Genomic DNA, 12,372 nt, shown 5'->3' with positions numbered 1-12,372 from the left:
TCTTAAGTTTACTAACCTTACTCGCAAATTATAATTAAGCTTTGTAAACTTCTGCGATTGCTGCGAAGTCATCAGCTTTAAGTGAAGCACCACCGATCAAACCACCATCAATGTTTGCTTGACCTAATAGTTCTTCTGCATTTGCTGGTTTCATAGAACCTCCGTAAAGAATACGTGTGTTTGCAGCTACATCTTCACAGTATAGTTCAGCTAGAGTTTCACGAACAAATTTACAAATTTCTTCAGCTTGTTCTGAACTTGCTGTCTTACCTGTACCGATAGCCCATACTGGTTCGTATGCGATTGTAACGTGAGCAGCTACTCTGTTTGCTGGAACATCTTTCAATGCACCTAATAATTGAGTTTTAACTACTTCGAATTCTTTACCTGCTTCTCTTTCTTCTAGAGTTTCACCAATACATACGATTGGACGTACACCCCAGTTTAATGAAGCTAAAACTTTTTCGTTTACGATTTCGTCTGTTTCACCGAAGTATTCACGACGTTCACTGTGTCCTAGTACTACGTGGTTTACACCCATTTCAGCTAAGAATTTAGCACTAATTTCACCAGTGTATGCACCTTCGTCAGCTTGATGAGCATTTTCTGCTGCAACAACGATATTTGTTCCTGCAACTAGTTCACTTACTGTACCAAGAACTGTGTAAGGTACTGCGATTAGAACTTCTGAGTCAACATTTTTAACTTTCTCGATTAATTCATTTACTAAAGCTGTTGCTTCTTTTGGTGTACCTTTGTTCATCTTCCAGTTACCGCAAATGTATGCACGGCGGCTGTCTTTGTTTTGTAGGCAGTCAATTCCTGGTAGAACTTTACCCTCTAAGAATTCTAGTGAAGCACCACCACCTGTTGAGATGTGTGAAACTTTGTCTGCGAAACCTAGTTGTTCAACTGCTGCAGCTGAGTCACCACCACCGATGATTGATGTTGCTGATGAGTTAGCTACTGCTTCTGCAACCTTAGCTGTACCTTGAGCGAATTTCTCAAACTCGAATACACCCATAGGACCGTTCCATACTACTGTCTTAGCATCTTTGATTGCGTCAGCGTATAGTTCAATTGTCTTAGGACCGATGTCTAGACCCATCCAGCCATCTTCGATATCGATATCTGATTCTTTTGCTTCTGCATCTGCTGCATATTTGTCTGCAACGATGTGGTCTACTGGTAATAGTAGTTTAACGCCTTTTTCTTCAGCTTTAGTTAATAGTGATTTTGCTAAGTCGAGTTTGTCTTCTTCTACTAATGAGCTACCAATTTCGTGGCCTTGAGCCTTCAAGAATGTATAAGCCATACCACCACCGATTAGGATTGTGTCAACTTTTTCTAAAAGATTTTCGATAACACCGATTTTGTCTGAAACTTTAGCACCACCTAGGATTGAAACGAATGGTCTTTCTGGAGTTGTTAAAGCACCACCCATAACTTCTAGTTCTTTTTGGATTAGGAATCCTGATACTGCTGGCAAGTAGTTTGCTGCACCTGCAGTTGATGCGTGTGCTCTATGTGCAGTACCGAATGCATCGTTTACGTAGATTTCTGCAAATGAAGCTAGTTCACGTGCGAATTCTGGATCGTTAGCTGTTTCTTCTTTGTGGAAACGAACATTTTCTAGCATTAGAACTTCGCCATCTTTTAGAGCTTCAGCTTTTGCTTTTGCATCTTCGCCAACTACGTCAGCTGCCAAGACTACTTCTTGACCTAGTAATTCTGATAAACGATCTACTGCTGGTTTCATTGAGAATTTAGCTTCTGGACCATTTTTTGGTCTACCTAAGTGTGAAACTAAGATTACACGTGCTTTGTGATCTACTAAATATTTGATTGTTTCTAAAGCACCTTTTATTCTCTTGTCATCTGTAACTTCGCCTTTGTCATTCAAAGGAACGTTGAAGTCTACACGAACTAAAACTTTTTTGCCTGACACATCAATGTCTGCAATACTTTTTTTGTTGTAATTTGCCATGTGCATCCTCTCCTTATACTTAACACTAGTTTTGTTTATGTTTATGCGACTTAATTCTATAAAATCAAACCAAACATAGCAAAACTAATTTATTATTAATTTCTTCGTATTCGACATATATTATATATCTTCTTACGAAATATTTTTTAACTTATATTAAAGTTAATCAAATATTGATTTTTGCTCAACATTATCTACTTAATATCTACTTAATTTTAAATAAAGATTAGGGGCTTTTCAAGTTTTTGCTAGTTTAAATAGATTTATACATTTCTCTATATTCTTTGGCTGTCACATTATTCTTTTTTTTTAAATATTCGTCTAAAATAACTTGGATAATTAAACCCCACATAATAAGATATATCATTCACACTCATTTCAGTATTCTTTAATAAATTTTCAGCATTTTTTAATCTAATTTCATTGAGGCAATCTGTAAAGTTTTCTCCAGTATGATCTTTAATAAGCTTTGCTACGTAGGAGTTACTTAACTCCACAGCGCGTGAAACTTTACTTAAGTTTAAGTTATCCATGTAATTCTCTTGCATGATTTCAATTATTTTAGCCTCATTACTCTTAACATTTGATTCATTCTGGTAACTATTAGCTTTGTCGCAAAAACAATTTATAAATTTACGAAAACTATATATTAAATCATGTGCGTTTTTATACTCCGATATTAGCTTTTCATAAATGGCTTCTTTCTCACTTATGTTAGTCAATGAACTTAAGGATAAATCTGAATGTTCTCTTTTTGTAATCACGCAATAAAGTTTGCTAAGTAAATCAATTCCCAAGTTCTCTTCAGGAACTTCCTCTAATAATGCTAAAGTTTCTGAGCCTACCTTGAAAACTTGTTTATATAGATTTCTATTTCTTAAATAAATTAACTCTTCTATTTTATTATTGATTTCTGATATTGTTTTATTTTCCAAAACACAGTCAAACTCTTTTTCGAAGAATATAGGAGAATTTCCACTATCCCCAAAATTAGAATTAAAAAATTTCCAAGATAATAAATATGCCTCTTGAATAACCTCTGCAAAAGTACTGCAGGGTTTCATAAAGACTACACCTAAAGCTCTTACATCTTTTTCTTCTATATTTTTAAGTTCTTGAATTTTATTCTCAGGTATCAAATACAAATATGTACTATCACTAAATCTTAATCCCAACATATTATTTAGCTCAAGTATTCCTGACCCATTGCTAACCACCACTACATTATTTCTACTTACAGCTTCTAAATCAATTTCTTGTTCTGAAATATTAAACATACTGAAAAAATCATTCTCCATTTAAAACGTCAAAATATATTTGACGTAGGTCAGAAAGTGTAATTTTACCTCTATCCTCACCATTACAATACTCATTAACTTCAAAAGTTAGTGGACCTTTAAAATCAATTTCAGCTAATTTTTTATTAAATGCTTCCCAATCAATAACCCCAGTGCCTGGCGCCCAATGTCTCTCATTGACTTTGTCATAATCAGAAATATGTAAACATACAAGTCTATCTTTAATAGCATCCAAAAAATTTATATTATCTTCTTGTAGTGAGTGGTTAGTATCGAAACATATCTTCATCCTAGGATCCACACTCACTATATCTAGAAGTTCTAGACTATTTTTAGCCAAACATGTTCTTGGGAGATTTTCTATTGCCCAGACAATATTAGGATTTATCTTTTCTAGTTCATCTGCTAAATATCTAATTGATTTTTTAGCCTGCTCTATATGAGCTTCTCTATCCTCATCTTGTATAGGTTCAAAAGAAGGATGCAAAATAAATCCAATTTCGGGCTCTTGTATAGAATTTATAACTTCAGCTAGCTCCAAAATTCTGTGCAGATTTTCAATTCTTTTATCTTCATCTAAGGCTGAAATATCCCAATCATAGCCATAAGGAATATGATAAGAAGTGAATCTTATATTATATTTATTTGCCTGATTAACAGCTTTTCTGAAATCATCTGCCTTGGTTTCTATATCATCAGAAAATCTTCTTTCAGGCTGAGAAAACTCAATAAATCTAACTCCAGCATTATAATATTCTATTGCTTGATTTTCTGAGAAGGGTTCTGAATAAAATCCAGAAGATAGTCCAAATCTTAGTGGATTATTGTTTTTTCTACTCATTTTTTTACCTTTTCATAATAGTGTTAATACCAGTTTAGGTAATAATTGTTAAATATCTGGAAGAATAATGTTAAAAGTTGCCTGAACTACTTCAAGCAACTTTCAACGTTGAGATTTTCAATTTTAATTCAACCTAGACTTAGGTCTTACATAGACAGAATATTAATTCTACTTTAATTAATTACTTGTATAACGATCTCTTGCAGCTTGATATTGCTTTAAGACTTCAGATAAACCTAGAGACTCTAAGCTATTGATAAATGCATCATATTCTGCTGTTACATCTCCTTCACCCATGATCCACTTAACTTCTTGTTCTATAATTGCATTTTTAATTTGAGGCTCTAATCTATCAATAATTTCACTTTCTTCAGGGGTTCTATTTTCATAACCGGTATAAACATCCTTTAAGTCCTGAGCATATGGTGCGAATATTGATGAAAGCTTATACTTGAAGTTTCCTTCTTTTCCTTCACCTTTTTCATTATATTTATTCTCTGCCATATTTGATCCTACATAGTATGGCATCTCTCTAGTAGAAGACTCTCTCAACCACTCTTCCCATGTCCAATCTTTTGGCAACTGAGAAGCAGCCCATAGTCCTTCTTTTACCTTATATGTTTGGCGATCAAACATACCATAAGTCTCTTGAATTGAATTATCTGGTGTATAGAGATAATCAAAATATTTCATCAATAACTCTGGATTTTCTGCCTTTGCTGAAAAAATAGCTTTGTTTCTTGCAAGTCCAGATAGTTCATTTCTCCATAATCTTTCACCATTAGGTCCTTTTAATGGTGGCAGAGGTACATATTCATTTTTCTCATCAAGTTCAAGAGCTACTCTATCTCCAACAACTTCTGTACCTGTCCACTCAATCGCAACACCATAAACTGGAGTTTCGCTTTGACCTTTACCAATATATCTTTCATTTTCATGGGTAAAAGCTTCAGCATCTATTAAACCATTTGACCAGAGCTTATTAATATATTGAATTGCTTCAACATAGTTATTGTGCTGAATTCCGTAAATAACATCACCTTCAACAATATTTAATTTAGTACCATTTCCAATAAATCCAAATGGACCAAACAATGTTGATTCAGGACTTCCTGTCCAAGTTGAGTTGTAATTAAAAGATAGTGGGATCTCATCTTGCTCCCCATTACCATTAGGATCTTGATTCTTGAATGCTGTTAAAACTTCTACAAAATCGTCTATAGTTTCAGGCATATCTAATCCTAATTTATCTAGCCATTTCGCATTAATAACTTGTGTATCTCTAATATGAATTCCATTCCCAGGCCATACGGAAAAGTTGTTAATTCTAGGAACACCATATAACTTTCCTGCATAAGATACGGAGGCTGCTAGAGCTTCTGGATGTTGCTCAAAAATCCATTTCAGATTCGGCATTATACTCTCATCTTTTGCATAATCTGTTATATCCATGAATAGACCGGCAGTGTCACCATATGTTCCTAATTGATCCATACTTATGCCCATATTAACAAAAACATCAGGTAAATCTCCGGACGCTAAAGTGGTAGCTAATCTTTCGGCTTTTGCAGATTCCAAAACCCAGTCATATTCAATATTAACACCTGTCTCTTTAGCACGTTCTTGGTAAAGTGCCATCTCGTTAGGATCTTTAACTCCTAAAGCGTAAGAAATCATAGCTGTATATTTAACTGGTTCATCAGTTAATGGAAGGTCTACGTTTATATTCGGCACATTCTTTTTGGGATCAAAGGTACTCTCTACATCATCATAAATAGATAAATCTTCCTCTTCTAACTCTATAGAATCTGTAGTTGCCTCTGTTGTTTCCTGTCCTGTTTCTTTTCCTGAATCAGACGGATCTTTAGTCGCTGAACTGTTATTACAAGCTGATAATGTTAAAACACTTACTAACAATATACTAGCTAACTTACTCAATTTGAATTTTTTCATACCTATCTCCTTTTTTTGTATCTCAATTACTCTTACTACTTTATAGTTTCATTAAGAAACGACTCCTCCATTCATTTTATTTTGCTTATTTGTTTAGCCTTTAATAGATCCCACCATAATGCCTTTGACGAAATACTTTTCGACAAGCGGGAAAATTATAATAATTGGTAATACTGCTATAACAGCTACAACATATTTCACAGATAAAGCTATTTCGCTCATTCTAGCCATTGTATTTCCATCTATATCACCTTCTAATCTAAGTGATTGAGCTGCTATTTGTTCTCTAATTAAAATGTCTCTCAGTATTAATTGAAATGGATATTTATCTTGATCTTTTATGTATATCATCGCATTGGCATATGAGTTCCAATATCCAACACCATAGAATAGTCCAATAATTACCATGATCGTAGAACTAAGTGGGAGTGCCACTTTAATGAAAAAGTCCCAATGATTTGCACCATCTATTTTTGCCGCATCTAGCAATTCACCTGAAATATTCTTCTTTAAAAATGTTCTTGTAATAATTACGTTCCAAGAGCTTACAAGTCCAGGTAAAATTAATGCCCACCAAGTGTTATATAAACCTAATCCTCGAACCAATAAAAAATCTGGAATCATTCCACCACTAAAATAGATAGTTATCATTACTAGAGTGAATAATACTTTGCTTAATCTAAAATCTTCAACTGACAAAACATAAGCAACTGGCATAGTGCAAATCAAGCTTAAACTTGTACCTAAAGTTGTTATTACTATTGAATTAATAATGCTACTTAGAATTCTTGGATCTGCAAAAACTCTCTTAAAACCATCAATATTACTTCCTTTAGGCAATAAGAGAACTTGACCATTACTCACAGCATAAGGATCACTTATTGATGCAATAAATACTACATATATTGGATAAGCTATTAAGAAAATAACGATTGTTACTAATGTAGTTACCACGAAATTAAAGAACTTATCAGAGCTTAAAAACTTTACCAATGGGTTTGTATTCGAATTTTCCTGAGGTAGAGGTTTTAGAATAGCTAATTCTTCATTATCCAAAATACTTTTCTTGTTATTATAATTACCCTTATTACTTTCATTATTAATCTTACTCATTTAATTACCTCTTTCTAGTTACAGATCTAAAATAAAGAGTTATTACCAGCTAGCTTTGAAATACCATTAGCTATTAATAAAAGAATAATATTTACTACGGAATTAAATAAGCCGATAGCGGTGGTGTATGAGTATTGTCCGCCCAAGATACCCTGTTGATATGTATATGTTGAAATAATTTCGCTCTTTGATAAATTTAATGGTCGTCGCAAAAGATAAGCTTTTTCCCAGCCAACACTCATTAATCCACCAATGCTCAAAATCAGCATCACTGATACTAGAGGAGCTATGCTAGGCCATTCTATATATTTAATTTGTTGCCATTTGTTAGCCCCATCAATCTCGGCTGCCTCATAAAGCTCTGGACTAATATTACTTAGAGCTCCAGTGTAAATTATCGTGCTCCAACCTAATCCTGTCCAAATTCCTGAACCTACGTAAATCCAAACAAACCAGTCAGAATTATTTAAAAAGTCAATCTTTTGTCCACCAAAGTAATTGATTATTTTATTCAAGACACCTACTTGGCCATTTAGTAAAATCCCCATAATTCCAACTGTCACTACTGTAGAGATAAAATTCGGTATATATGAAATAGTTTGGTAAGCTTTTGCCAATTTTTTCACCTTAATGTGATGAAAACCTATTGCTAGAAGTATTGGTAAAGGGAAATAGACAAGTAAATTTACAATAGATATTCTTAAAGTGTTTAATATTAAAGTCTTGGATGTACTTAGTGTTAGAAAATTGTAGAAGTGTTTAAATCCATACATATCGGTCCATGGAGACTTAGTAACACCTAAAGCAGAATTATAATCTTTGAAACCAATTAAAACACCATACATTGGCCCATATTGAAAAATAAGCAACCAAATTAGATATGGAATTACCATTAAATAGAGTTCTGGAAAATTCTTAATATTTTCTAAAGTACTGGAGAAAAAGTTCTTTGACCCCTTTTTCATTCTTACAGTCTTATTTTTTGACATTAGAAAACCCCCAAACTTTTCTTAATAAGTGAATTATATTTAGAAAAATTTGGGAGTTTGTATACAAATCAGTCTGAAAATATATACTTAGAGCTTTTTAAACGTAAACTTACTTAAGTTTTACTATTAATAACTTTGCTTTAACATAAGTTACACATTGAAAATTCAATTATCAATATTCATGAATATTTAATTCATAGGAATTTATTACTAAATTATTACTTATGGTCTTTATATTTATCTTTAACTTCTTTAAAGAACTTATTATATATTTCTAAAGTTTCAAAATCGACTATACTGTTTACAACATTTTTAGGCACATCAGCAAGGTATACTTCTCCTGTTTTCATAGGGATAGGTTCATCAACATTCAAATTATATACGCCTAAAAGATTCTTAAAAATGGGGTAGTATGAATTTTTTAACTCATTAGGGATATTTGTCCTTGAATCAAATTTGATTTTCTCTAAAAGGAAAAGATAGTTTTCCCCAACCCTTAAAGGTAAAAGCCCAGAATTGAGATTTATCCTCATCAAATTACCATTGTAAGCGGAATTTATAATTGTTATAGGAACAACATATGTGAAATACTTAGATGTTATATTTCCTTTATATTTTTCGTTAATTTTTACTTTAAAGTAACAAGCATATCTAGTAACTTTGGATATCTCCTCCACGGTTCCTGTAGTTATTACATCCGCTTGTGCTTCTAAATCACTTAAATTTAGTTTTGAAGTGTCAATAGTTTCTTTATTTTCCTCCTGTTCTACAGTGAAAATACTATCCTTATCATTAGAAGTACTCAACAAAGGGAAAATATCAAATACTTCTTTAGGACTTGGATCTTTCCATGTAAAACGAAAAATAATGCCTACTAAATATGACAAAAGTATAATCGTAACAAGAATTATCCATCTTTTTTTTGTATTATTTTTAATTAGCATATATCCAGATCTCCTAATATATTTAATCGTTATATGATCTTCTAATTAGTTACCTCTCTTAATTCCTTCCGTTTCCTCTAATATTCCATTACCTTTAAACTTGAAAAATCTATCGCATAATTCTTCTAAATCTAGCGGATTATGACTTGAAAGCAAAACAGTAGCACCTCTTTTTTGCTCATCCTTAAGTAATTTTCTAATTTCTAATACTCCTTCGTAATCCATGGTATTAGTTGGCTCATCTAAAATAATAATTCTAGGTTTTTCCATAATTGCCTGAGCAATAGCAAGCCTTTGTTTCATTCCTAAGGAGTATTTACCATAATTCTTTTTGAGATTAGGATCTAGACCAACACGAGACATAGAATTTTTAATATCTTCATCACTTGCTATGCTTTTAATATCTGCTAATATTTTTAAATTTTCAAATCCTGTATATTCCTCCCAAAAGCCAACATTTTCAATGATCACGCCTAAACTTTCAGGGAAAGAAATATCAGTTCCTAGTTTCATTCCTTCAATGTAAATCTCTCCTGTGGTTGGATAAATTAATCCTGTCAATGCCCTAAAAAGCATTGATTTACCTGACCCATTAGGTCCATAGAATCCGTATATCCCTCCTGATTCTAGCTTTAAATTTATATTATTTAATATTAAAGATTTATCGATTTTCTTTGTTAATTCTTTTACTTCTATAACATATTTAGACATATGTACCTCCTTATAATATATTCGCAATTATTTGTTTGTCTTTACAACATCAAATAAGTCCTTACCTTTTAAATATTTAGACAAAATAAAATATATACCGACAGTTAATATGCAAGAATAGATTAAGTTTAGAAATATTGACATTTGTGGGAGCGTTAAAAAATCATACTGTATATTTAACTTACTAGTTGAGTCACTATACCATAGATAATTATTCTGAGACGTTGGTATAAAATTGTGTAAGTAATTTAGAACTTTATTATTAAATACTAATAGAAGCAAGCTCATAAATTGATCTAATAATAATTTCAAAAGAAAAAGCATGTAGCCCAGTACTTCTCCTAATAACAAAGCAAAAAAACTAGATAATAAAGTTATAGCGAAGTAAGTAAAATATCTACTTATAAAAATTCTCAACATTTCTACTATAAAATCGCCAATAATAAAATTCTCAGTGACCAGTATTGTGAGAATTCCAAGCACATTAATTATAATTAATTCTTGCAAGAACACTAAAATTGCTAGTTTAATAATCTTCAGAAAAATCCATTTTCTCTTATCAATAAATCTTGTAAAAACATAGACATAAGCTTTTTCGAAGTCTTCAGTAAAATAGTCCATATAAAAATAAGTTGCAACCAAGAGAGGTGTCATATTAAATGTTGGTGATATTAAATCTAAGCCACTTGGTGAAAATTTTATCGCTGTAAAGGTTAATTTTAATAATGAATTCGCATCGTTTATTTGATAATTTACTTTATTTAGCAGGCAAAGACAAAAATAAATTATTGATAATGCTACAATTGCGTGTATATTTTTCATTTTAAGTTTGAAGTGTTGCATCACCTATCACCTCTACCTATTCTTCTGTCTACGTAAATATCTTTTTTCTTCAAAAGAATCATTATCAAAAAAGTTAAGATCCCTATGGTGGTGAGTTCCGCAAATACTGACTGTAAAAATTCTAAATTCATACCTCTAGTTCTTACCCAATATAATACAAATCCAGAAAATGAAAAATATCTATCCATCAAAAAATAATACCAAATGATATAGCCTAAAAAGTATGTAAAGAAGAAAGATACATTAAAATTACCAAACAATATTTGTGACAAAAAGAATAATAAACTAATAATTACAAATGCAAGACTCTGGACGATAATCTCAGATAGAAAATACGCTAAGTTATTCTTAGCTAACAATCCAAACCTAAGTAATCCAACTTGATATAAAGTTTGTAAAAATAATACATAAATAACTGATATTAAAAGAATATTAAGTATATAACTTTTAACGAACTCAAATAAATCTTCAAAGCGTAATATAACTTCACTTCGAATATAATGAGCAATCATTCTTTGTTGATAAAATATAAATATTGGGCCCCAAAATATTAATTGAGGCATAGCGTTAAATATTGAATCTCGCACAAGAATATCAAGCGTACGACCATCTCGTCCATAATTACCAAATAAAGCCAATACTTTATAATTCAAGGTAATTGTAATAAAATAAATTAATGAAATTAACAATAGAAAATAAATTATTTTAGTTCTATAGTACTTTTTCAAAAAATCTTTAAATATTACTTTTTTCCCCATAGATCAACCCCAACATATGAATCATTTATATTCTCTATTTCTACACAAGCCACAAATAAATAGCAACAAGAATACAAATATCAGTATAGAAAAGTATATTAATGTTGTGGTAATACTCCTACCTTTTATACCAAAAGCAAATATTGTATTATAATGAGTGTATTTGGAACCAATAAAGACTTCTGAGAACAAGCCTGAAATGATTATCATAACTCCCGGAAGTCCAATTGCAACAAGCTTATTTTTAAAATTTTGCATTGAAAAAGCATATGCAATTCCTGCAACTAAACCCGCATAGGTTGAAATTAGTAAATCTATAACGAAATTATAAAGATACATGTTGTACCCTGCCAGATGTGGCAAAAGGCTAGCATCTAAATATACTAAATCCTCACTATATCTACCTAAAACATTGTATACAGATGATGGATCATAAGGATAAACTATAAACAAATAAATCTTGTATATATTCATAACAAAGAACATCAAAACAAAAGCAGATACAAAACTACTCAAGGCACCCATTAAAAAGTACTTAACTTTGCTCTCTTTAGTGAATAAAGTTACTAGCACTCCCTGTTTTCTGTCTAAAAAGTACAAATCGGACACCATTAATGGTGGAATTAAAGCTACACCAAAAACTATCAAATAAGTATATGTATAAGATAAATACAAGGCGGACGACAATGAATCTACTGTAAAATAATCCCATGATGCTCCTAATTCAAAGTAAAACACACCTTTGTATCTGTAAATTAATGTCTCTATTATTGCTAGCGTTAATAAAAGGAGAGTGAGAACATAAATTGCAATATGTGTTTGTTTTCTATTTAAGATTCTAGTTAAATTTCTACTCATGTCTCACTCTCCTTAATTGCATAGTTCTACCATAAGTTTATGGTATGGGAGACAATTTTCTATGTCAATTTAAAAGC

Annotated in this window: 11 protein-coding genes; all 11 read right to left on the bottom strand. The window is 31.6% G+C overall.

What is annotated here, in order from left to right:
• Window positions 1–34: 34 nt before the first annotated feature.
• The 11 genes from tpiA to C5Q98_RS07400 all read right to left on the bottom strand — a co-directional run bounded on the left by tpiA (window position 35) and on the right by C5Q98_RS07400 (window position 12,295).
• On the bottom strand, window positions 35–1,987 hold the full coding sequence (gene tpiA / locus C5Q98_RS07450; protein ID WP_106013000.1) for a triose-phosphate isomerase: 1,953 nt from the start codon (window positions 1,985–1,987) through the stop codon (window positions 35–37).
• Window positions 1,988–2,283: 296 nt separating this feature from the next.
• The gene (locus C5Q98_RS07445) at window positions 2,284–3,264 is read right to left on the bottom strand and encodes a helix-turn-helix domain-containing protein (protein ID WP_158695746.1); all 981 of its coding nucleotides are present in this window, start codon (window positions 3,262–3,264) and stop codon (window positions 2,284–2,286) included.
• A 10-nt stretch (window positions 3,265–3,274) separates the two neighbouring features.
• Window positions 3,275–4,126 carry a sugar phosphate isomerase/epimerase family protein gene (locus tag C5Q98_RS07440; RefSeq protein WP_106012998.1) on the bottom strand — a complete coding sequence of 284 codons (852 nt, stop codon included), beginning with the start codon at window positions 4,124–4,126 and terminating at the stop codon, window positions 3,275–3,277.
• Between the two features lie 177 nt (window positions 4,127–4,303).
• A complete protein-coding gene (locus C5Q98_RS07435) occupies window positions 4,304–6,079 on the bottom strand; it encodes an extracellular solute-binding protein (RefSeq protein ID WP_106012997.1) in 1,776 nt (591 codons plus the stop codon).
• A 93-nt stretch (window positions 6,080–6,172) separates the two neighbouring features.
• Window positions 6,173–7,192 (bottom strand): carbohydrate ABC transporter permease, encoded by a 1,020-nt coding sequence (locus C5Q98_RS07430; protein ID WP_106012996.1) that lies wholly within the window; start codon window positions 7,190–7,192, stop codon window positions 6,173–6,175.
• A 26-nt stretch (window positions 7,193–7,218) separates the two neighbouring features.
• Complete coding sequence (locus tag C5Q98_RS07425) at window positions 7,219–8,181, bottom strand: ABC transporter permease (protein ID WP_106012995.1); 963 nt, start codon at window positions 8,179–8,181, stop codon at window positions 7,219–7,221.
• 218 nt (window positions 8,182–8,399) lie between these two features.
• Window positions 8,400–9,125, bottom strand: coding sequence for a hypothetical protein (locus tag C5Q98_RS07420; protein WP_106012994.1), 726 nt, complete (start codon window positions 9,123–9,125; stop codon window positions 8,400–8,402).
• Between the two features lie 45 nt (window positions 9,126–9,170).
• Window positions 9,171–9,836: an ABC transporter ATP-binding protein gene (locus C5Q98_RS07415; RefSeq protein WP_106012993.1), complete on the bottom strand. Its 666-nt coding sequence runs from the start codon at window positions 9,834–9,836 to the stop codon at window positions 9,171–9,173.
• A gap of 27 nt (window positions 9,837–9,863) precedes the next feature.
• Window positions 9,864–10,679: a hypothetical protein gene (locus C5Q98_RS07410; protein WP_106012992.1), complete on the bottom strand. Its 816-nt coding sequence runs from the start codon at window positions 10,677–10,679 to the stop codon at window positions 9,864–9,866.
• A complete protein-coding gene (locus C5Q98_RS07405; RefSeq protein WP_106012991.1) occupies window positions 10,679–11,437 on the bottom strand; it encodes a hypothetical protein in 759 nt (252 codons plus the stop codon). Before C5Q98_RS07405 ends, C5Q98_RS07410 begins: the two co-directional genes overlap by 1 nt.
• A 21-nt stretch (window positions 11,438–11,458) precedes the next feature.
• Window positions 11,459–12,295: a hypothetical protein gene (locus C5Q98_RS07400; protein ID WP_106012990.1), complete on the bottom strand. Its 837-nt coding sequence runs from the start codon at window positions 12,293–12,295 to the stop codon at window positions 11,459–11,461.
• Between the last annotated feature and the right edge of the window lie 77 nt (window positions 12,296–12,372).

It is taken from the genome of Fastidiosipila sanguinis (assembly GCF_002998295.1).
Lineage (GTDB): Bacteria > Bacillota > Clostridia > Saccharofermentanales > Fastidiosipilaceae > Fastidiosipila > Fastidiosipila sanguinis.
The sequence above is the reverse complement of the archived record's forward strand: the minus strand, read 5'-3'. Positions and strand labels throughout refer to the sequence as shown.

Coding starts and splice junctions, on each gene's coding strand:
- tpiA (WP_106013000.1), bottom strand. CDS start 1,987: ATGGCAAATTACAACAAAAAAAGTATTGCAGACATTGATGTGTCAGGC.
- C5Q98_RS07445 (WP_158695746.1), bottom strand. CDS start 3,264: ATGTTTAATATTTCAGAACAAGAAATTGATTTAGAAGCTGTAAGTAGA.
- C5Q98_RS07440 (WP_106012998.1), bottom strand. CDS start 4,126: ATGAGTAGAAAAAACAATAATCCACTAAGATTTGGACTATCTTCTGGA.
- C5Q98_RS07435 (WP_106012997.1), bottom strand. CDS start 6,079: ATGAAAAAATTCAAATTGAGTAAGTTAGCTAGTATATTGTTAGTAAGT.
- C5Q98_RS07430 (WP_106012996.1), bottom strand. CDS start 7,192: ATGAGTAAGATTAATAATGAAAGTAATAAGGGTAATTATAATAACAAG.
- C5Q98_RS07425 (WP_106012995.1), bottom strand. CDS start 8,181: ATGTCAAAAAATAAGACTGTAAGAATGAAAAAGGGGTCAAAGAACTTT.
- C5Q98_RS07420 (WP_106012994.1), bottom strand. CDS start 9,125: ATGCTAATTAAAAATAATACAAAAAAAAGATGGATAATTCTTGTTACG.
- C5Q98_RS07415 (WP_106012993.1), bottom strand. CDS start 9,836: ATGTCTAAATATGTTATAGAAGTAAAAGAATTAACAAAGAAAATCGAT.
- C5Q98_RS07410 (WP_106012992.1), bottom strand. CDS start 10,679: ATGCAACACTTCAAACTTAAAATGAAAAATATACACGCAATTGTAGCA.
- C5Q98_RS07405 (WP_106012991.1), bottom strand. CDS start 11,437: ATGGGGAAAAAAGTAATATTTAAAGATTTTTTGAAAAAGTACTATAGA.
- C5Q98_RS07400 (WP_106012990.1), bottom strand. CDS start 12,295: ATGAGTAGAAATTTAACTAGAATCTTAAATAGAAAACAAACACATATT.